The sequence below is a fragment of the Thermodesulfovibrio aggregans genome (genome assembly GCF_001514535.1).
In the GTDB taxonomy this organism is placed as follows: Bacteria; Nitrospirota; Thermodesulfovibrionia; order Thermodesulfovibrionales; family Thermodesulfovibrionaceae; genus Thermodesulfovibrio; species Thermodesulfovibrio aggregans.
In genome coordinates this window covers 1,135,756-1,156,874 of the sequence record NZ_BCNO01000001.1, presented here as the reverse complement: position 1 = coordinate 1,156,874, position 21,119 = coordinate 1,135,756, and the positions used below count along the sequence as shown (strand labels likewise).

Sequence of the window (21,119 nt, the reverse complement as noted above, 5' to 3'; positions counted from 1 at the left end):
TATAATAACTCAAATGAAATTCATTGAAAAAATCTTAATGCCCCATCTTGACTGGATTCAAATTGAAGTCTCAGGACTTTGTAATGCCTCTTGTTTTTACTGCCCCCATACAACACACAGAAAACTCTGGAAAGGTAAAAACATGAGTTTAGAAGAATTTCTAAAAATAAAGCCATATCTTAAAAAAGTTGGACTTCTCTATCTTCAGGGATGGGGAGAACCTTTCTGTAATCCTGATTTTTTTAAATTCGTAGAAATCGGTAAAAAATCAGGATGCAAAGTTGGAACAACCACAAATGGAATGTTAATTGAACAATCCCACATAGAAAAAATTATCGAGCTTCAAATGGATGTAATAGCTTTTTCACTTACAGGAATAAAGAAAAATGATATATTGCGTGCTGGAACGAAAATTGATAGAGTTTTTAAAGTAATTAGTGAGTTAAACGAAATGAAAATAAAAAAAGAAACCTCAAATCCAAAGATTCACATTGCCTATATGCTTCTCAGGTCAAATCTTGATGAGCTGGAAGAAATTCCTAAACATTTAAGCTCCTTAGGTATTGACCATATTGTAATCAGTCTTCTTGATTTCATTCCTGATAGTTCTCTTGAAAACGAATCCCTAATACCAAAAACAGAAGAAGATTTCAATTTTCTAAAAGATTTAGCATCCAATTTTGTAAAGGAAGCTAAAAAGTTCAATTTATCAGTTTCTTTTAACATACCCCATCCATTTAAAAAAGGAAAAACCTGTTCTGAAAAACCTCTTAATGCAGTTTTCATAAACTCGCTCGGATATGTATCTCCCTGTGTATTCACAGGAATTCCAGCAGAAGGGTTTAAAAACACTTATTTTGGTAACATAAATGAGAGAACTCTTCCATCTCTCTGGAAAAGTTCAAAGGATTTTAGAAAAAAATTTATTTCAGATAATTCTTCTCTTCCCTGTTATAGTTGTCCAAAACGAAGGATAGTAGAATTTTAAAATTCAGGGGAGGACTGAGCCTCCCCTGAAGTAAAACTATTTCTTTACTTCCTCTGTAGATTTCTGAGCAAGATATTTGATAAAGGATGGTGTTGTTGAACCACTTCTTCCTACAAGTGTTCTCAATACAGAGCCCCAGAATGCAACAGACTCGGATACACGAGGATTCTCGGTAAGCTGGTATACCTTTGGTGAATCCTTAAGAGCAAACACTACTCCCAATCCTCCAAGATCTGTCTCTCCATAAAGCTTGAATCCCTTTGCCTTTGCTTCCTTTATCAATGCGTCTCTGTCTCCAAATTTAATTGCTCCTGTTGGACAGGTCTTTGCACAGGCAGGTGTAAGTCCAGCCCTAACTCTGTCTATACAGAGATGACACTTTGAAATCTTACCCTTACCACCCTGATCATATCTTGGAATATCAAAGGGGCAGGCAGAACGACAGGCATGACAGGCTATGCACTTGTTCTTGTCATAGTAAACTATACCTGTCTCTTTGTCCTTAATCAATGCTCCAACAGGACATATCTGAACACATGCAGGCTCACCACAGTGCATGCATCTTTGGCTTACAAAAAGCCAGCGAACTCCCTTTGCATCAGCGTGTTCAATGAATCTAATTCTATTGAAGTTATTTGCATCAAGGTCTGGCGGATTTTCATGGGTTCCATTATTCTTTGTCTTTGTTGCAGGAAGTTGATTCCACTCCTTGCATGCAACCTGACAGGCTCTGCATCCTATGCATATATCTGGTGTTATTAACAGTCCCTTACGTGCCATTTTTCACCTCCTATGCCTTCTCTATGTTTACCATGAATGCCTTGGACTCAGGTATCATGGTATTTGGGTCACCAATTGACGGAGTAAGTAGATTTGCACTGTCTCCACCAGAACCATCTTCAGGGAATCTCCAGCCATAATGCCATGGCAGACCAACAATGTGGATTGTCTGTCCTAAAACTTTCATTGGCTGCAGTCTTGGTGTAACTATAGCAATAGCCCATAGTTTTCCTCTTGCTGAAGAGACAATTACTTTATCTCCACTCTTTATTCCCTTTTCTTTTGCAAGTACAGGGTCAATTTCAGCGAAAATCTGCGGTTCGAGTTCTCTTAACCAATCTGTATGTCTTGTCATAACTCCTGTCTGCCAGTGCTCTGTTACTCTGTATGTTGTTCCAACATATGGATATCTGTTATCACAGAATACAAATGCATCGGCATCTGTATCAAAAAGCTTTACTGTTGGATTTATTCTGTGTTTCTTGTAAAGTGGATTTTCCTGGAATGGACACTCAAGTGGCTCATAGTGTGTTGGGAATGGTCCATCTGCCATTCCTGCACCAAATATTGCACCAACTCCAAGAGGCTTCATTATAAATGGAAGTTTTCCACCTTCCATTGCAAGTGGAGGAGCTGGTCCGTCAGGTACATCTCCAACCCATTTTTTGTTTGCTGCATCCCATTTAATAACAGCTCTCTTTGGATCCCATGGATTACCCTGTGGATCTACACTTGCACGATTGTAAAGTATTCTTCTGTTTACAGGCCAGCACCATGCCCAGTTTGGATAGAGCCCAAGTCCTGTTGGGTCTTCCTTTCCTCTTCTTGCCATCATGTTGCCTGCATCTGTGTAGCTACCTGAATACAGCCAGTTTCCACAGGCTGTGCTTCCATCATCTCTCAGTAAAACGAAACTTGGTACCTGTTGACCTTTTTTGTATGATTTTTTGTCAACAGGATGTTCCGGTATGTCTGTTGTGAAATATCCATTTATCTCTTTGGCGACCTTATGTATATCTATATGCTTAATCTTACCGTTTTTATCCTTCTCTCCATAGTCCCATGAAAGATTAATTATTGGTTCAGGGAATGCTCCCTTTTCTTTTTCATATAGTTTTTTAACTCTCCAGTAAAGCTCATTCATAATTTCTGCATCGGGCATGGTTTTTCCATATGGCTCAACTGCTTTATATCTCCACTGAGCAATTCTTCCAGAGTTAGTAATGCTTCCTTCTTTTTCTACTGAAGATGCACAGGGTAACATGAATACTTCTGTCTTAATCTTCTTTGGATCCATACCAGGACCACGCCAGAATGAAGCTGTTTCATTATCCCAGAGGTTTACACAGACAAGCCATTCAAGTTTGGCAAGAGCTTTTCTGGTTTTATTTGAGTTTGCACCTGAGCACGCTGGATTCTGTCCCCATGCAAAGAATCCTTTAATTTTACCTTTATACATCTGGTCAAAAATCATTAACCAGGAACAGTTCTGCCCATCATCTCTCTTAGGTAAATAACTGTAACAGAAATCATTTTCTTTTGTGGCTTTATCACCATACATTGCCTTAAGATAACTTACAATATACTTTGGTCTGTTAGACCACCAGTTAACACTCTTTGGCTCTTTTGTTTTAGGAGTGTATTTTTCAATGTATGTTTTAAGGTCTACATCACTTGCAACAGGTGTTGGATTGTATCCTGTTAGAATATGGAAAAGAAGTCCATAGTCTGTTGAGCCCTGAACATTTGACTCACCTCTGAGAGCATTGATTCCTCCACCAGCCATTCCTACATTACCAAGAAGCATCTGAATTATTGCCATTGTTCTGATGTTCTGAGCTCCAACTGTGTGCTGGGTCCATCCCATTGCATAACATTCTGTCATAACTCTGTCTGGTTTACCTGTTGATGCAAGAATTTTATAACATTCCTCAATTTTATCTTTCGGTGCACCTGTTATTTTTGAGACCGTATCAATTGTATATCTTGAGTAGTGCTTCTTTAAAAGCTGAAATACGCAGTTCGGATTCTGAAGGGTTGGATCTTTCTTAGGAAGACCGTTTTCATCAAGCTGGAATTTCCATGTTGATTTATCATAGGCTCTCTTTTTCTCATCATAGCCAGAAAATACTCCATCAAGGTCATCAGGTAACTTGAAGTTAGGATCAACAAGATATGAAGCATCAGTATAATTTACCACATAATCCTTAAAGTATAGATTATTATCAATGATGTACTTTACTAATCCACCTAAAAATACAATGTCTGTTCCAGAACGAATCGGAACATAAAGATCTGCTTTAGAAGCTGTTCTTGTAAACTTTGGATCAACAACTACAAGCTTTGCACCTCTCTGTTCCTTCGCTCTCATTATCCATTTCATTGCTATAGGATGGTTTTCTGCTGGATTACCACCCATTACTAAGATTACATCTGCGTTTTTAAGATCTTGATACTGATTGGTCATTGCTCCTCTACCAAACGACTCTGCCAGAGCCGCTACAGTAGGGGAGTGTCATATACGGGCTTGATGTTCAATATAGACTAGCCCCCATGAACGCATTAATTTTTGAAGAAGATAACATTCCTCATTGTCAAGGGCTGCTGAACCAACATGGGCAATAGCATCTACTCTGTTTACAACCTGCCCCTTTTCATTCTTTGTGATAAAATATTTGTCTCTTGTTTTCTTAACTAATCTGGCAATCTTATTGAGTGCCTCTTCCCATGATATTTTTTTCCACTCAGTTGCTCCAGGTGCACGATAAAGGGGTTCTTTCAATCTGTAAGGATTGTTTGCTATCTGATAAATTGAAGCACCTTTGGGACAGAGTGCTCCTTCATTGATGGGACTGTCAGGATCGCCTTCTGTGTTAACAACCTTGCCATCCTTAACAGAAACAATAATGCTGCAACCAACTGAACAGTAGGGACAGATTGTGGTTGTCTCCTTGGCACCCTTTGTTCTAAGCTCAGCTGCATAGGCTTTTGCAGGTTCAAGATTGAGTCCCAGCGAGCTAAGGAGCAGGGCACCAGTGGAGATTTTCAAAAAATCTCGTCTTGTAAGCTCCATAAAACCTCCTCCTTTTTAGTTTTTTAAAATAAAAAGGGGATACTTCAAGGTTTTAAACCTTAAAGTATTCCCCTTACCATCGATTAAAATCTTCAGGGGGCTGTATGGAAGATTTAATCGATTCATCTATTTATTCTATTAACAATTACTATGCCATAGTATTTTTCTATATTATTCAAGGAATTAACAATTCATAGGGGTGCAACTATGGTTGCTTAAAACGCTATTTAGAAAAAATTTTTTCAGAGGTTTTTTTATGTAACTTATGTAATCTTTTATTAAGTGCCTGTCTGGTTATGCCAAGTATTGAAGCTGCAATACCCTGGTTTCCCTGGGCTCTTCTCAGAGCTTCTTCAATGAGAAGTTCTTCCATTTCCTTTAAGGTTGGTAATTTTTCAGGAAATCTCATCTGTAAGTAAAACTTTACTACTTCGCTTTTAAGCTCTTTGTCAATGCTATTACTTATATCTATTGTGTCTTTAAAAGCATCCAATGATAAAAAATGAGATTTGCATCTTGCTACGGCATCATAAACTATCATCTTTAATTCTCTTATATTTCCTGGGAAAGAATAGTTCATCAGATAGGTTATTACCTCTTTTGGATACTTAGGTGGCTTTTTCCCGAGAGAAATAGAAGCTTCCTCAATAAAATATTCAAGCAAAACAGGTATATCCTCCTTTCTTTCTCTTAGGGGTGGTAAATGAACATGATGAGCTTTAAGTCTATAAAAGAGATCTTTTCTAAATTTTCCTTTAGAAACCATTTCATGAATGTCTTGATTGGTTGCTACTATAATTCTTGCATCAGTACTCTTAGGAATATCAGAACCAAGAGGATAATAAACTTTTTCCTGAAGAACTCTTAAAAGCTTTAACTGGGAAGCTTCAGATAAATCACCAATTTCATCAAGAAAAAGAGTCCCTCCATTTGCCTTTGACATAAGCCCTTCCCTGTTAGAGATTGCCCCTGTGTATGCTCCTTTTTTATGTCCAAATAATGTATCTGAAAACATTGTATCATCAAGTCCCGCCACATTTACTGCTATAAAATCACCTTTTTTCCCGCTTATTTTATGAATTGCTCTTGCAATAAGTTCTTTTCCTGTTCCTGTTTCTCCAGTTATTAAAACAGGCTGGTCTGTTTTTGAGATTACCTCTAGGTATTTAAAAATACCTCTCATTTTTTGATTGACAGTAATAATCTCTGAGAAAGCCTCTTTATATTCAAGTTTATCCTCTATCAATCTTTGTTTAAGTCCTAAAATTTCTTCCTTGAGGCGATTCATCTCAAATGCTTTTTTTATTGATGAAATTAGTTTATTTCTTTCAACTGGTTTTACCAGGTAGTCACTGGCACCCATCTTTATACATTCAACAGCTGTCTCTATTTCTTTTATTGCTGTAAGCACAATCACAGGTATTTCAGGATATTCCATTGATAGATACTTTAAAAGCTCAAAACCCGATATATGTGGCATAGAAAGATCAAGAAGTAAAACAGAAAATGCTCTTTCTTTTAAAACTAAAGGAAGTTCACGGGGATCTTGAATCAAGAAAACATCATTAATTCCAGATTGTTTTAGAATTAATGAGTAAGTATACAAAGACTCTTTTTCGTCGTCTACTATTGCTACAGAGTACTTAAAGTTATCCATTTTTGTCATGATAGGGGATATAAATCAGTATCTGTGTACCCCTGTTTTCTTCTGAATTAATTACAATTTCCCCACCAAGCTCTTCTATTATGGATTTTGATAAATAAAGTCCAAGTCCTGAACCACCGGCTGAGTATTTCGTTGAAAAAAAGGGCTCAAAAATATAAGGCATAATATCTTTTGAAATTCCTATGCCTTCATCTTTAATTTCAATATATATCCTACCATAAGCTAAGCCTGTGGATAAAAAAACTCCTTTTTTTCTATCAGGTAATGACTGTAATGCATTCATCAGTAAATTTATTATAACCTGTTCAAGTTTTTGTGCATTCCCTTTAATTTTTGGTAATCTTTCTGCAAGGGCAAGATTAAAATTTTCAGTGTGTATAAAAATATGATGATTAAGAATTGTTATCACTCTCTTTATGATTTCATTAATGTCGATGATTGTAAATTCCGATTTTAAACCTTCCTTTATGTATTTTCTGAAATCATCAATTGTATCTGAAATTCTATTTATGCCTTCAATTATTGACAAGACAAGTCTTGGAATAATTTTATCAATCTCAGAAGAAGAAATCCCTCCTAAAAGAAACTCTCCATTGTCATTTTCATATTCTTTAATAAGATTAAAAACATCCTGCCATGCCTGCAATGTTATTCTAAGATTATTAACCATAAAGTTACAAATGTTATTTATCTCATGAGATATACTTGAAGTAACCAAATCAACTGATTTTAGTTTATCCTGCAGTATCAATTGGGCCTCTCTTCTTCGGTTTTCTTCTTTTTTCTTTATTTTTTCTGTTATATCATTGAAATTGAAACATACAACCCTTTGATCTTCACATGCTATTGGATACAAATTGAAAAGTAAAACTCCTTTGCTTCCATCAGGCTTTTTATAACTCATAACTCTTCTTTTTTCTATATCATGACATTCATGAATTAATTTAATAAAGTTTTGATATTCCTGTTCTTCAAAAAATCCTGATAACTCTGATTGCTCACCTAAAAAACTCCTTGCAGCCTGATTCATGTAAACTATTTCTATTCTTTCAGGATCAAAAAATACAAGAGGCTCTGAGTAAGATTCAATGAACTTTAAGAAAAATTCTAATAATTGAACTTCTCTCTGAAATATCTTCATACTATTCTGACTTTTCCTTTTCCTCTTATTACCTCACCAATCAAATAAGCTTTATATTCATTCCTGTTTAAGATATTTAATGCCTTTTTTGTATCATTGCTGTCAACAACAAAAACATAACCTATTCCCATATTAAAAACTCTAAACATCTCTTTTTTGTCAATGTTACCAACTCTTTCAATAAAACTAAATATTGGCGGGATATCCCAGCTATTTTTATCTATCTTTGCAGAAATTCCATCTGGAAAGATTCTCGGTAAGTTTCCAGGAATACCACCTCCTGTAATATGAGCCATGCCTTTAATTTTTACTTTATTTTTAAGAGCAAAGTAAGCTTTAACATATATTTTAGTTGGCTTAAGCAACTCTTCTGCAAGGCTACAGCCAAGTTCAGGGATATGGTCTTCCAGTTTAAACTTTCCAATATCAAAAAGAACTTTTCTTACCAGTGAAAAGCCATTGCTATGAAGACCTGATGATGCCAAACCTATTATTGCATCTCCTTCTTCTATCTTCGTTCCATCAATAATTTCGCTCTTTTCAACAACTCCTACAGCAAAACCTGCAAGATCATATTCATTTTCCCTATAAAAACCTGGCAATTCAGCTGTTTCACCTCCTATAAGAGCACAGCCAGACTGTTTACAACCTTCCACAATCCCCTTTATTACCTTAGAAGCTTTTTCAGCACTCAATTTTCCTGTGGCAAAATAATCAAGAAAAAATAAAGGTTCGGCACCAACTGTCAAAATATCATTCACACACATTGCAACAAGGTCAACTCCAACTGTATCGTGTTTGTCTGCTTCAAAGGCGATTTTAAGCTTTGTTCCAACTCCATCAGTACCACTCACAAGCACTGGCTGTCTGTATTTTCTTGTATTAAGCTTAAATAGTCCTGCAAAAAGACCTATATCAGTAAGAACCTCTTTACGAAAAGTAGTTTTCACCATAGGAGAAATTATCCTCACAAATTTGTCAGCTTCATCAATATCAACGCCTGCCTGTTTATAAGTGATACTCATAAAACCTCCTTAATTTTCATACTTATATCAACAGCTTTAGCAGAGTGCGTTAAAGCACCAATAGAGATAAAATCAACACCTGTTAAGGCTATTTGTCTCACATTTTCAAGATTGACTCCACCAGATGCTTCAAGTAAAACTCTACCTTTAGCAATTTTTACTGCTTTTTTCATCTCTTCAATATCCATATTATCAAGCATTACTATGTCTGCACCAGCCATGATAGCTTCTTCAAGTTCTTCAATAGATTTTACCTCAACTTCAATTTTATGATAACCATATGAGCTTTTTGCCTTTAGCACTGCTTCTTTTACTGAACCTGCAATTTTAATGTGATTGTCCTTTATCAAAACTGCATCATAAAGAGCAAAACGATGATTATATCCTCCACCTACTCTTACAGCATATTTTTCCATAAATCTTAATCCAGGTGATGTCTTTCTTGTATCAAGGATTTTTACCCTTAAATCTTTAATCCTTTCAACAAATTCTTTTGTAAAAGTTGCTATTCCTGAAAGTCGCTGTAAAAGATTTAAAGCAATTCTTTCTCCTGCAAGCAATATTCTGGCATTTCCCTTTAATACAGCAATAATACTGCCTTTTTCAACGAAACTTCCATCTGAGTAGTATTCATCAAAAGATAAAATACCATTTTGAATGTTAAAGTATGAAGAAAGGATAGTAAAAAATCTCTTTATAAAGGGTATTCCAGCAAGAACTAAATTTTCTTTACAGATTATCTCAGCAAAAGCAACACAGTCTTTAGGAACAACTATTTCTGAAGTTATATCACCATGTCCAATGTCCTCTAAGATTGCTAGTTTGAAAAGCTCATCAACTAATGAATAATACATTATCTTTTAAAAAATAGTCTTAAAAGTCCGTAGATGCCTCCTGCAACTGCTGTAATTGCAAGAGCACTTTTCCAGTCAAAGAGAGTTGTAACATTACCCTCAATATTTTTACTTATCAATAATAAACTTGCAGAGTTTTTAACCTCCATATTATTACCTATAACTATTCCTGCTGCAGATCTTTTAACTTTAGCTTCCTCTCTCCCAATAGCAATTGGACAGAGAGAAAAATTTATCTCTGTCTTCTGTCCCACTGAAACTCCGGTTATGCACTGATTCATATTTATTTCATTGGCTTTCACAACTCCTATTGCTCCCTGTGTAATTTCAGCCTTTTCTGAATCAATACTTAAAGCACAGATCTGTTGCATCTCTGCCGAACCTGCTTCAACTGCCCTTACCGTGCTTTGCTTTATGGTGAGAAATTCAGCTTCGACTATATCCATACTTTGTCCTTCAATTTCTATCTTCTCTTCCATTTTTTCCTCCTAATCCTGTAATTCTTCAAGAACCTTAAGATTCTCTTTTATTTTATCACTTTTAAGCAAAAGTTCTTCATATTTTTCTTTATCTTTTTCAACCACCTCTTTAGGTGCATTTTTTATGAAATCCTCATTCATAAGCTTTTTATTAAGAAATTTAATATCTGCTTCAGTTTTTTGAAGTTCTTTAATAAGCCTCTTTTTTTCCTGTCCTATGTCAATCATTTCTTTTACAGGAATGTAAATTTCAAACTCTTTTTTTACTGAGATTGCCGAACCTTTTTGTCTAACAATGTCTTTGCTTATCTTTAATGTTTTTGCCCTTGCAAGTTTTTGTATAAATTGATACCCCTCAATTAAAATCTGTTGAGCCTTTTCAGTTAATGGTTTTATAAACACCTCAAGCCCTACAGAAGGAGATATATTTAACTCTCCCCGAATGCTTCTTACTCCTGAAATTGCCTGCATTATGTATTCCATATTTTCAATTGACTCTTCATCTCTTTCCATTGAATCCTCTGTAGGATATGAAAAAATCATAATTGAAGATTCCTTCTTTAATACATTAAGCCAGATTTCTTCTGTCACATAAGGCATAAATGGATGTAAAAGTTTTAAAACATTTTCAAAAACATAAAAGAGACAATTAACAGTTTCTTCCTTATCCTCTGTTTCAGCGTATAAAACAACCTTAGACAACTCTATATACCAATCACAGAACTCATGCCATAAAAATTGATAAACTGAGTTTGCTGCATCATTAAATCTGTATGCCTCTAATGCTTTATTTGTTTCTTCTACCGCCTCTGCAAGTTTTGAAAGAATCCATCGGTTTTTGATAGCTTTTAACTCATTTAAAATTACTTTTTCCTTTGTTCTTAAATGGGCAAAACTCATTATAAACTTCATAGCATTCCAGATTTTGTTTATGAAATGTCTATAACCTTCAACTCGTTCTTCAGAAAATTTTATATCTCTTCCCTGAGCTGCGAAAGCTGCTAATGTAAATCTAAAGGCATCTGCTCCATATTTTTCAATCATAACAAGAGGATCAATTACATTTCCCTTTGATTTACTCATCTTCTGTCCCTTTGAATCTCTAACAAGAGCATGAATATAAACATCCCTGAAAGGAACATCTTTCATGAATTTCATTCCCATCATGATCATTCTTGCAACCCAGAAGAATATAATATCAAAACCTGTAACAAGAACATTTGTTGGATAGAATCTCTTTAAATCCTCTGTTTCCTCAGGCCAGCCAAGGGTTGAAAAGGGCCATAGGGCAGAGGAAAACCATGTATCTAAAACATCTGGATCCTGAATTATTTCTCTGTTGCCACAATGAGGACAAACCTCAGGTTCAGTTCTACTTGCAAAATGAGTAATTTCTTTAGGAATTTTGATAACTTTTGCTCTCTGTTCAATATCTTCCTTTGTTATACCAAGTTTTCTCAGTTCATTGTAAGTACCACCCCATATTTCCCTCCCATTAAGAATAAATGGTTTGTAAAATAAAATCTCTATCAAATCACCTTGTTCAATGCCTTTTTCTGTTTTGCATTTTGCACAGTACCATACAGGAATTCTATGCCCCCACCAAAGTTGTCTTGAAATACACCAGTCTTTTATGTCCCTCATCCAGGCATAGTAGTTGTTAACCCAGCCTTCAGGAACAAATCTTATTTTCCCTTCTTGAACAACCCTAACTGCTTCTTCAGCTAATGGCTTTATTTTCACATACCACTGGACTGTCTGAAGGGGTTCAATAACTGTTTTACATCTATAGCAATGTCCAACTGAGTGTTTATGTTTTTCAACTTTTTCAATAAGTCCAAGCTTTTCAAGGTCTGCAATCACTTGCTTTCTTGCATCATATCTATCAAGTCCTTTATACTTACCCGCTTCCTCTGTCATTCTACCTTCTTCATCAATAACACATACATAGCCAATATTATGTCTCTGAGCAATCTCAGCATCATTAAAATCATGACAAGGGGTTACTTTTACAGCACCTGTTCCAAACTCCATATCAACCACACTGTCTGCAATTATGGGAATCTCTCTATTCATAAGAGGTAGAATCAGAGTTTTTCCAATAAAGTTCCTATATCTTTTGTCTTCAGGATTGACAGCAACTGCTGTATCACCGAGCATTGTTTCTGGTCGGGTTGTAGCTACTGTTATAAATTGTTGAGGATCATCTTTAAAGGGATATTTTATATAATAAAGCTTTCCTTCCAGCTCTTCATGTTCTACTTCAAGATCAGAAAGAGCAGTATGACATCTTGGACACCAGTTAATAAGTCTTAAATCTCTATAAATTAATCCTTCCTCAAAGAGTCTGAGAAAAACTTCTTTTACTGCCTGACTTAATCCTTCATCCATTGTAAAACGAAGACGAGACCAGTCACAGGATGCACCTATTCTTTTTAGTTGTTCTATAATTCTTCCGCCACATGATTCCTTCCACTGCCATACTCTTTGAAGAAAAACAGTTCTACCAAGTTGATATCTACTCAGTCCTTCTTTTAATAGTTCTCTTTCTACAACATTCTGAGTCGCAATTCCTGCATGATCTGTTCCAGGAATCCATAAAGCAGCATACCCAAGCATCCTCTTCCATCGGATTAATATATCCTGAAGAGTTGCGTTTAAAGCATGACCCATATGAAGACTACCAGTCACATTTGGGGGAGGAATTACAATACAATAAGGCAATTTTTTAGGATTACTGTCAGGTTTAAAATAGCCTTTTTCTTCCCAAAATTTGTAAAGTTTTGTTTCAACTTCCTTTGGTTGATATGTGTCACTTATCACATTTCCCTTAAGCATTTCTCTGTTGCATAACCTCCAGAATTTGTTTAAAAATATTTTGTATCTCAATTTTAACTTCCTTGCTTATAAAAGGTCTAAACTTTTCAATAAATTCATTATCTTCATAAGGAGAGATTGTCTGTTCTTTTTTGCCAAGTAAAAACTCTACTTTTTGTTTTAACTCTTCTTTTGTAAATGGCTTAATAATAAAGTCAGCACCTAAATTTTTAAGTTGCTCAAGATTTATTGAAGAATAAAAGTTTAAAACAGCTAAAACTGACAATAAAAGAGAGTGTTTTTCTCTTATGTTCTTAAAAAAATTCAATAATTCTGACTCTTCAATATCAGCACCTGCAATTATCAAATGAGGATTCTGTTCCTTAATGCTCTCTAATGCATTATCAATGTTTGAAAAAGTTAAAACTGAAAAATTGTCTTCATTCAAATAATTTGACAAAAAAGGTGATTTTTCCAATAAAAAAATCTTATACATATTATTTCTCCCTCATTAACTCTTCTAATTGTTTCGTTTTCATTCTTTTTACAAGTTCCTGATAGGAGTAGGTGCGAATTATTTTGTTAAACTGGCTGCGGTAATTACTCACAAGGCTCACTCCTTCAATGACAACATCATAAACTTTCCATTCATTTCCATTAAAATAAAGCCTGTAATTAATTGGAATCTCTTTTCGTTCTTTAGTTATTATCTTTGTTTTCACCTCAGCAAACTTACCATTTTCAATTTTTTCATCTGTATAAATTACTTCTTCATCAGTATAGGATTCAATCTTTCCACTATATGACCTTTCAAGCAAATCTTTATAAAGCTCAACAAACTCTTTTCTTTCCTGAGGAGTTCTGTCTTTCCAGTAAACACCAAGAGAACGTTTTGCCATCTCTTCAAAATCAAAAACTTTACTTATTTCTGCTCTTAAAGCTGCTCTTCTCTGTTGTGCTTTCTTTTGTCCTTTGTATTTAGGGTCCTTAAGAATACTTATTACATTATCGACAGTTTTTTTAATCTGCTCTTTTGGTGAAACAACTGCAAAGGCAAATGATACGGTAAAAAAAGTTATTATTAAGAATATCGCTAATTTTTTCATTACTTAACCTCCCTTTCTCTATCAAGTCCAGATGCCTGAAGTAAATTTGCAATAGCCATCTTTTGATTATAAAGTGCCTTTAAGTAATTAACTCTAGTAGTAGCATATGCTAAAACAGCATCTGCTAAATCCTTTGTCTCTCCAACTCCCATATCAATATTTGCATCTGCTGTTACAAGCCATTTTTTAGCATTTTGATAAGCTTCATCCATATCCCGAGCAGACTTTGTTGCCTCTAAAAGTTCATAATAGGCTTTCATAATCTGAACAGGAATACCACTTTCAGCAAGTTTTTTCTTTTCAAGCACTTTTTGATACTCAATTTCAGCCTCTCTTATTTTACCTTTTGTTATACCAAAATCTATATTGAGTTTCATTCCAAGCACTGCTGCAAGCATTGAGTCATTTAGAGGGTCATAAATATATGGATTGTGGATTCTATCTCTGTTAGTTGCTCCAGCCAGGGAACCCTTTACAAGGAAAAATAACTGAGGATAAAGATTGCTTTTTTCAACATCAATTAATGCCTGTCGTGCCTTAAGTCCTTCCCTTATTTGAATCATTTCAGGTCTTAATTGAAAAGCCTTTGAAATTAATTCATCTGGATTAAATACTACTTCTTCATATTTTAAAGGTTCTGTAATTATCTCAAGCTTTGTATTTTGTGGAACACCTGTCATGAATTTCAGAGCTTCTATTATTATTGACTCATTTTTGTCAATTTCATTCAGATTTCTCTTTACCTCACCCAGGTAAGTTTTAAGTTTATAAAGAGTGAGTTCATCGGCAGAGGGAATATCTTTTTTTAAATCCTCTTCTGTTCTTTTAATTGCCTTTTCAAGCTCATCTTTAATTTCTTTGGCAAGGTTTCTCAAATCCCTGATCATTGAAAGACTCCAATAGAGTTCTTTCGTTTTTAATATAATCTCTGAACGTTTTTTTTCAAGTTCTGCCTCAGAGACCTTTATCCCTCCCTCAGCAGCAGTTCTGTACCCTGAAATCTTTCCAAAGGTATAAATTGGTTGTAAGACCTGCATTGTAATCATGCCAAAAACACCATTAATTGTTGTTGACTTGACATCTGTCTTAATATCTGGAGATATGGCATCTTTTTCTGCTTTTGGTGAAGGACCCCCTAAAGCCATAAGTTCAATCTGAGGGAAAGATGCTGACTGTGCCTGTAAAAGTTTTGCCTTGTAAATTTCAATATCCTGTTTGTATTCACCAAGTTCTGGATGAAATTTAACAGCTCTTTCAACGCATCCCTTAAGATCAAGAACTACTCTATCTTCGGCAAAACAGACTGTTGAAAATAAAACTATAAAGGTAATGATCAAAAATCTAAATTTTCCCGAATACATATTTTGACAATACCTCCTCTATATCTATTGATGACTCTGTTTCTCTAATTTTACCATTCTGAGCAATATATTGTTCAGAACCACCTGGTGTAATCTGAACATATTTCTCCCCTATCAATCCCTTTGTTCTTATTGAAGCAATTGAATCATCTGGAAGTTTAATGGTGTTTGATATCTTCAACTCAACTACTGCCTGATATTTATCATTTAATGTTACCTTTTCAACAGTACCAACAGGAACTCCTGCAATCTCAACAACTGAACCCTTTTTAATTCCCCCTACCTTGTCAAACTCTGCATAAACAGTATAGTAGCCTGTCTGAAACATGTCGATTTTGCCAAGCCTGAAAGAAAGATAACCAAGTGCTAAAATTCCAATTAAAACAAATACTCCCACCACTATTTCAAGATTTTCCCTTTTCATTGTTCCCTCCATCCTCTATTCCCATTATAAAATTTTTTACTACCGGTGTTTCACTTTTCTGAATTTCTTCTGGTGTTCCTACTTCAACAATTCTTCCATCATGAAGCATGGCAACTCTATCAGAAATATCAAAAATCTCAGGAATTTCATGGCTTATTATTAATCCTGTAAATCCATATTGTTTTTGAGTGTCTCTTATAAGTCTATGAATTGAACGCACTAAAATCGGATCAAGCCCTGTTGTTGGTTCGTCAAAAAGAATTATCTTAGGATGAGCTATTAATGCTCTCGCAAGGGCAACTCTTTTACGCATACCTCCACTAAGTTCTGCAGGATATTTATACTCCATTCCTCTTAGTCCTACATCAGAAAGAGCTTTAATAACTCTTTCCTGAATCTCTTTTTTACTTAGCTTAGTCTTCTCTGTAAGAGGAAAAGCAACATTGTCATACACAGTCATTGAATCAAAAAGAGCACCTCCCTGAAAAACAACTCCAATATCCGCTCTTATTTCATCAAGTTTGCTTCCTTTTAGCTTTGTTATATCCTCTCCCTTTATAAATATACTTCCGCTGTCAGGTTTAAGAAGTCCCACAATATGCTTCAGCAAAACAGATTTTCCCCCACCACTTCTTCCAATAACTGCAGTTACTTCTCCTTCATTTATTGTTAAATTAACGCCTTTTAAAACCTGCTGTTTTCCAAAAGACTTATAGAGCTCTTTTATTTCAATCATAATAGAAATGCTCCAAGCATATAATCCCACAGAAGAATAACAACAGAAGAAAGAACAACAGCATTAGTTGTCGCCCTGCTTACACCTCTTGCACCGTAACCGGCATTGTACCCCATAAATGTGCATATCCAGGTAACAAGAAGACCAAAACTCAATGACTTATACAGTCCGATTCTTATATCTTCCATATCAACATAAAGTTCCATCTGCGAAAAATATGTGCCTTCACTGAGTCCAAGAGCATGAACTGAAACAAGATATCCACCATATATTCCAACAACATCAAAAATTGCAGTTAAAAGAGGAAAAGTAACAATACCGGCAAGAATATTGGGTACCACTACATACTTCATTGGATTAACTGCCATTACTGTAAGAGCATCAATCTGCTCGGTAATTCGCATAATTCCTATTTCTGCTGTAACTGCAGAACCTGCTCTTCCTGTAACCATCAGTGCACAAAGCACAGGACCAAGCTCTCTTATGAGAGAAAGTGCTACAACAGGTCCTAAAAGTGCTTCTGCTCCAAATTTATTTAATGCATAGTAACCCTGAAGAGCCAGAACCATTCCACTAAAGGCACCTGTAAAGATTACTACAATCATTGATTTGTTGCCGAAAAATCTTACCTGTCTGAGAAAATTTTTCAGTTTAAGTGGAGGTGTAAAAATGTGATAAATTGAATCAATAAGGAAGATAAACATTCTTCCTAAAAAGATTAAAAGTGCTATTGTGTATCTGCCAACAAATTTTATAAGTGATACCATTGAAGATTTAAGATAGCTATTTCAATATTTTTTTGTCAACATTTGCTTAAACTTCTTATTTAGTGTTAAATTAAAAAAATTTTTTGAAAGGAGTTCAGATTATGAAATATCTGAAAATTTTTATTATTTTGTTAAGTTTTTCTCTTATTTTTGCTTGCAGTAAAGGTGACGAAGTAGTTGTAAAAGCTGGTTCATCAAAACTTACCAAAAAGGAACTTCAAGAGGATCTCAAAAGCCTTCCTCCTCAAACAAAGGTATTTCTTCCTTCACCTGAAGGTGTAAACCGCTTAAAAGACGAGTTAATTAAAAGAGAAGTTTTATATGAAGAAGCCAAGAAAAAAGATCTGGCAAAGTCAGAGGAATTTAAGAGAAGAGTTGAAGAGTTTAAGAAAATCACACTTATTAATATGTTACTTGAGCAGGAATTGAAAAATCTACCACAGGTTACCGAAAAAGACGCAAAAGATTATTATGAAAAAAACAAAGACCAGTTTATTAAACCAACTGAAATAAGATTGAGCCAGATAGTTGTAAAAAATGAAGAAGAAGCTAAAAAAGTTTATGAAAAAATTGATAAAGGTGAAGACTTTGGAAACATAGCCAAAGAACTTTCAAAAGATGAAAAAACAAAAGCCTCTGGAGGAGACATAGGATTCTTTAAAAAAGGACAACTAAGCCCACAGATAGAAAATGTTGCCTTTAACTTAAAAAAGGGTCAAATAAGCATGCCTCTAAACTTGAATGGAAATCTTTACATATTTAAAGTAACTGATGTAAAGGGAACAGCAGTTGAGTTTGAACAAATTAAAGAACAACTTACTGAACAACTCAGAGCAAAAAAACAGCAGGAATGGTTTAACAGTTACATTGAAGAACTGAAAAAGAAGCATAAAGTAGAGGTTAATGAAAAGGCTTTGCAGGAAATACTAAATCAAAATTTAATTGGAGGAAAACCTGAAGAGACTCCACAGAAGACTAAATAACTATTTACCAATACAGAATTCACTGAAGATTATATTCAATATATCTTCAGTAGTAACTACACCTACAATCTGACCAAGACAGTTCAGAGCCTCTCTGAGAAACATAGCAGTTATCTCAAGAGGCTCTTTTTTTTCAAAAGTTTGAAGAGCATTTTCAAGTGCCTCAAGAGCATTATCAAGTGCTATTTTATGTCTCAGTTTTGTAACAACTACTCCTTCTTGCTCATATTTTCCAGTAATTGTTGTATTAAAAATAAGTTCCTTTAATTCTTCTATGCCCTCTCCTTTTAAAGCTGAAATCTCAACTGCTGGCTTATCTTTCAAAGACTCTGGTAGTTGAAATTCCCTGCTTTTTATGTCTTTTTTGTTTATCACAACTATAACTTTTTTATGGATTATCTTGTTTATTATTTCTTCATCGAGACTGTCAATTGGTTTACTACTGTCAAGAACAAGCAAAATAATTTCAGCTAATTCAACTGCCTTTAAACTTCTCTTTATACCCTCTGCCTCTACCAGATCATGAGCTTCCCGAATTCCTGCAGTATCAACAATTTGAAGAGGTATTCCCTTAATATTTACATATTCTTCTATAATATCCCTTGTAGTTCCTGGAATTTCTGTAACAATTGCTCTATCTTTCATAAGTAATGCGTTAAGTAATGAAGACTTGCCTACATTCGGTTTACCAACAATGGCAGCTCTTAAACCCTCTCTGTAAATCTTGCCTTCTTCGTATCCTTCAATTAGTTTTTTAATCTCTTCCTTTACTCTATTTATCTCACTCTGAATCTGTTCCTGAGTTAACCCATCAATGTCTTCCTCTGGAAAATCAATGTAAGCCTCAACATGAGCACAGACTCTTGTAATAGCATCCCTTAATTCATTAATTTTCTCCGAAAGCTTACCACTTAAATGGTCTAATGCAATCTTTTGAGCCTGCTCTGTTTTTGCCTTTATAAGATCTATTACTGATTCTGCCTGACTAAGGTCAATTCTTCCTCTTAGGAATGCTCTTTTTGTAAACTCTCCTGGTTCAGCAAGACGTGCACCATGCAAAAGAACAAGATTAAGAATTTTTTTTAAAGTTATGTATCCTGCATGACAGTTAATTTCAACTGTATCCTCTCTTGTATAGGTATGAGGCGCTCGCATAACAGTCACTAAAACTTCGTCTATTTTCTCACCTGTTTGAGGATTAACTATAAAGCCATAATGAATAGTATGAGTTTTTACATCTGCAAGTTTTAATCCCTTGGGAGAGTGAAATATTTTATCGGCAATTTTAATTGCATCTTTTCCACTTATACGAATTATTCCGATTCCACCTTCCCCTAAGGGAGTGCTTATTGCAGCAATTGTGTCAAACTCTGATGGAATCACTTAGCTTTTTTTATTTTCTGATTAATGTAAAACTGTTGTACAATTCCAAATATGTTGTTTACAAGCCAGTAAAGAACAAGACCTGAAGGAAAACTCAGGAATAAAAATGTAAAAACTACTGGCATAAGTAACATTATTTTTTGCTGAGTCGGATCTGCAGTAGAAGGAGTCATCTTCTGCTGAATTAACATCGTAGCACCCATTAAAATTGGAAGAATATAGTAGGGGTCCTTTACTGAAAGGTCATGAATCCATAACATAAATGGAGCCTGTCTTAGTTCAATGGCAATTGTGAGAATTTTGTAGAGAGCAAAAAATACAGGAATCTGAAGTAATATTGGAAGACATCCACTCATTGGATTGATTTTGTACTTTCTGTAAAGTTCCATCATCTCCTTTTGAAGTCTCTGTGGATCATTCTTGTACTGTTCTTTCAATTGCATTAATTTGGGCTGAAGTTCACTGAGTTTTTGCATTGATTTCTGTCCACGATTAACTATAGGGATAAAAGGAATTCTAACAAGTATTGTTAGAATTATTATGGCAACTCCGTAATTACCAACGAGCGTATAAAGAAGTTTTAAAAACCAAAAAAGAGGACGAGCTATAATTGAGAAAAATCCGAAATCAACTATGTGTTGTAAATCTACATTAAATTTTTTAAGATAATCATAATCCTTTGGAGCAGTGAATACCCTGTACTGATTTATTCCATCCTGAAATTCAACTGCTCCAATAGCATCTCCATTATATGGAAATATAATAAATTTCTCGGCTTTACTTAAAGGAACAATAGCTGAAAAAAAGTATTTGTCTTCCTGAGCAATCCATTTTACACCTTCTCTGTATGTGACAGTGTCTTTTATTTTTGAAGGATTGATTTCAATTCTTTCAGCTTCTTTTAGAATTACTGGACCGAAGTGCGGTGCGTCAGTTTTATCAAAAATTCCGAAATTCTCTCCAAGTGATACATAGTGAGAACCAATTCCGTTTATCTCATCTTTTAGGTCAATTACATAATCGGTTTTATTAAAAATAAAACTTCTTTTAATAGAAATAGTGTCATCAGTATAGGTGAAAACAACCTCTGCTTCATTTGATTTTTTAAATGTTGCCCTTGAGTCATCTATATTGAAGATAACTTTTGCATAATCAAATTTACCATCTTTAATTATTGAAAGAGCAGGAATTTGACCAGAGGAAATTTTAATAGGATTGCCTTTTGAGTCTTTATATTTTTTAAGCTCAACTGATTTAATAGAAGCTCCCTCATTTGAAAGGACTACCTTAAAGACTTCATTTTCTACAACAACTTCCTTGTACTTTGTCTCTTTTACCAGTGGTTTAACCTCTTTTTTATCAGTAGGAAAACTATGAGTTTGAGGAGTTTGAGTTTTTTCCTCTTTTTTCCTTTCTTCTTTTTGCTCAGTAGGCTGAATCGCTGGCTTATAATATTTTGTAAACAAGTACTGACTGCCAAAAAGAATGACCATGCTTAAAAGCACAGCCAAAAAAGCTCTTAATCCTGCATTTTCC

The 21,119-nt window shown here is 34.8% G+C and carries 17 protein-coding genes and 1 pseudogene; 2 read left to right on the top strand and 16 right to left on the bottom strand.

Features of this window, described 5'->3' with window-relative positions; genetic code table 11:
• Positions 1-13: 13 nt before the first annotated feature.
• Entirely contained in the window at positions 14-988 is a 975-nt protein-coding gene (locus TAGGR_RS05875; RefSeq protein ID WP_059176391.1) for a radical SAM protein, read from the top strand.
• Positions 989-1,024: 36 nt separating this feature from the next.
• On the opposite strand, the gene TAGGR_RS05870 is transcribed toward TAGGR_RS05875, so the two are convergent.
• The 14 genes from TAGGR_RS05870 to TAGGR_RS05800 all read right to left on the bottom strand — a co-directional run bounded on the left by TAGGR_RS05870 (position 1,025) and on the right by TAGGR_RS05800 (position 17,217).
• A complete protein-coding gene (locus TAGGR_RS05870) occupies positions 1,025-1,768 on the bottom strand; it encodes a 4Fe-4S dicluster domain-containing protein (protein ID WP_059176390.1) in 744 nt (247 codons plus the stop codon).
• Between the two features lie 10 nt (positions 1,769-1,778).
• Positions 1,779-4,841, bottom strand: a complete 3,063-nt coding sequence (fdnG, locus tag TAGGR_RS05865; protein WP_082673569.1) for a formate dehydrogenase-N subunit alpha — start codon at positions 4,839-4,841, stop codon at positions 1,779-1,781.
• A 223-nt stretch (positions 4,842-5,064) separates the two neighbouring features.
• The gene (locus TAGGR_RS05855; protein ID WP_059176566.1) at positions 5,065-6,498 is read right to left on the bottom strand and encodes a sigma-54-dependent transcriptional regulator; all 1,434 of its coding nucleotides are present in this window, start codon (positions 6,496-6,498) and stop codon (positions 5,065-5,067) included.
• On the bottom strand, positions 6,491-7,648 hold the full coding sequence (locus tag TAGGR_RS05850) for a PAS domain-containing sensor histidine kinase (RefSeq protein ID WP_059176387.1): 1,158 nt from the start codon (positions 7,646-7,648) through the stop codon (positions 6,491-6,493). The genes TAGGR_RS05855 and TAGGR_RS05850 overlap by 8 nt, the downstream gene beginning before the upstream one ends.
• Complete coding sequence (purM, locus tag TAGGR_RS05845) at positions 7,645-8,667, bottom strand: phosphoribosylformylglycinamidine cyclo-ligase (RefSeq protein ID WP_059176565.1); 1,023 nt, start codon at positions 8,665-8,667, stop codon at positions 7,645-7,647. The genes TAGGR_RS05850 and purM overlap by 4 nt, the downstream gene beginning before the upstream one ends.
• A gap of 2 nt (positions 8,668-8,669) precedes the next feature.
• A complete protein-coding gene (gene nadC, locus TAGGR_RS05840) occupies positions 8,670-9,530 on the bottom strand; it encodes a carboxylating nicotinate-nucleotide diphosphorylase (protein ID WP_059176386.1) in 861 nt (286 codons plus the stop codon).
• Entirely contained in the window at positions 9,527-10,006 is a 480-nt protein-coding gene (locus TAGGR_RS05835) for a hypothetical protein (protein ID WP_059176385.1), read from the bottom strand. The genes nadC and TAGGR_RS05835 overlap by 4 nt, the downstream gene beginning before the upstream one ends.
• Before the next feature lie 9 nt (positions 10,007-10,015).
• Positions 10,016-12,844, bottom strand: coding sequence for a valine--tRNA ligase (locus tag TAGGR_RS05830; protein WP_059176384.1), 2,829 nt, complete (start codon positions 12,842-12,844; stop codon positions 10,016-10,018).
• Complete coding sequence (locus TAGGR_RS05825) at positions 12,837-13,319, bottom strand: response regulator (RefSeq protein WP_059176383.1); 483 nt, start codon at positions 13,317-13,319, stop codon at positions 12,837-12,839. Before TAGGR_RS05825 ends, TAGGR_RS05830 begins: the two co-directional genes overlap by 8 nt.
• A gap of 1 nt (position 13,320) precedes the next feature.
• Positions 13,321-13,929, bottom strand: a complete 609-nt coding sequence (locus TAGGR_RS05820) for an MlaC/ttg2D family ABC transporter substrate-binding protein (RefSeq protein WP_059176382.1) — start codon at positions 13,927-13,929, stop codon at positions 13,321-13,323.
• Positions 13,929-15,290 (bottom strand): TolC family protein, encoded by a 1,362-nt coding sequence (locus TAGGR_RS05815; RefSeq protein ID WP_059176381.1) that lies wholly within the window; start codon positions 15,288-15,290, stop codon positions 13,929-13,931. Before TAGGR_RS05815 ends, TAGGR_RS05820 begins: the two co-directional genes overlap by 1 nt.
• Positions 15,271-15,714 (bottom strand): outer membrane lipid asymmetry maintenance protein MlaD, encoded by a 444-nt coding sequence (mlaD, locus tag TAGGR_RS05810; protein WP_059176380.1) that lies wholly within the window; start codon positions 15,712-15,714, stop codon positions 15,271-15,273. Before mlaD ends, TAGGR_RS05815 begins: the two co-directional genes overlap by 20 nt.
• Positions 15,695-16,450, bottom strand: coding sequence for an ABC transporter ATP-binding protein (locus TAGGR_RS05805; RefSeq protein ID WP_059176379.1), 756 nt, complete (start codon positions 16,448-16,450; stop codon positions 15,695-15,697). Before TAGGR_RS05805 ends, mlaD begins: the two co-directional genes overlap by 20 nt.
• Positions 16,447-17,217 (bottom strand): MlaE family ABC transporter permease, encoded by a 771-nt coding sequence (locus tag TAGGR_RS05800; protein ID WP_059176378.1) that lies wholly within the window; start codon positions 17,215-17,217, stop codon positions 16,447-16,449. Before TAGGR_RS05800 ends, TAGGR_RS05805 begins: the two co-directional genes overlap by 4 nt.
• A gap of 101 nt (positions 17,218-17,318) precedes the next feature.
• Between TAGGR_RS05800 and TAGGR_RS05795 the strand changes: the two genes are divergently transcribed.
• Positions 17,319-18,200: a peptidylprolyl isomerase gene (locus tag TAGGR_RS05795; RefSeq protein WP_059176377.1), complete on the top strand. Its 882-nt coding sequence runs from the start codon at positions 17,319-17,321 to the stop codon at positions 18,198-18,200.
• Here TAGGR_RS05795 and mnmE read toward each other — a convergent pair whose 3' ends face one another.
• Positions 18,201-19,583 (bottom strand): tRNA uridine-5-carboxymethylaminomethyl(34) synthesis GTPase MnmE, encoded by a 1,383-nt coding sequence (gene mnmE, locus TAGGR_RS05790; RefSeq protein ID WP_059176376.1) that lies wholly within the window; start codon positions 19,581-19,583, stop codon positions 18,201-18,203.
• A pseudogene (yidC, locus tag TAGGR_RS05785) lies at positions 19,580-21,091 on the bottom strand (membrane protein insertase YidC); the annotation flags it as partial. The gene mnmE and the pseudogene yidC, both read right to left, overlap by 4 nt.
• Positions 21,092-21,119: the final 28 nt, after the last annotated feature.

Coding starts and splice junctions, on each gene's coding strand:
- TAGGR_RS05800 (WP_059176378.1), bottom strand. CDS start 17,217: ATGGTATCACTTATAAAATTTGTTGGCAGATACACAATAGCACTTTTA.
- TAGGR_RS05825 (WP_059176383.1), bottom strand. CDS start 13,319: ATGTATAAGATTTTTTTATTGGAAAAATCACCTTTTTTGTCAAATTAT.
- TAGGR_RS05855 (WP_059176566.1), bottom strand. CDS start 6,498: ATGGATAACTTTAAGTACTCTGTAGCAATAGTAGACGACGAAAAAGAG.
- TAGGR_RS05875 (WP_059176391.1), top strand. CDS start 14: ATGAAATTCATTGAAAAAATCTTAATGCCCCATCTTGACTGGATTCAA.
- TAGGR_RS05805 (WP_059176379.1), bottom strand. CDS start 16,450: ATGATTGAAATAAAAGAGCTCTATAAGTCTTTTGGAAAACAGCAGGTT.
- mlaD (WP_059176380.1), bottom strand. CDS start 15,714: ATGAAAAGGGAAAATCTTGAAATAGTGGTGGGAGTATTTGTTTTAATT.
- TAGGR_RS05850 (WP_059176387.1), bottom strand. CDS start 7,648: ATGAAGATATTTCAGAGAGAAGTTCAATTATTAGAATTTTTCTTAAAG.
- TAGGR_RS05870 (WP_059176390.1), bottom strand. CDS start 1,768: ATGGCACGTAAGGGACTGTTAATAACACCAGATATATGCATAGGATGC.
- TAGGR_RS05795 (WP_059176377.1), top strand. CDS start 17,319: ATGAAATATCTGAAAATTTTTATTATTTTGTTAAGTTTTTCTCTTATT.
- TAGGR_RS05830 (WP_059176384.1), bottom strand. CDS start 12,844: ATGCTTAAGGGAAATGTGATAAGTGACACATATCAACCAAAGGAAGTT.
- TAGGR_RS05815 (WP_059176381.1), bottom strand. CDS start 15,290: ATGTATTCGGGAAAATTTAGATTTTTGATCATTACCTTTATAGTTTTA.
- TAGGR_RS05835 (WP_059176385.1), bottom strand. CDS start 10,006: ATGGAAGAGAAGATAGAAATTGAAGGACAAAGTATGGATATAGTCGAA.
- TAGGR_RS05820 (WP_059176382.1), bottom strand. CDS start 13,929: ATGAAAAAATTAGCGATATTCTTAATAATAACTTTTTTTACCGTATCA.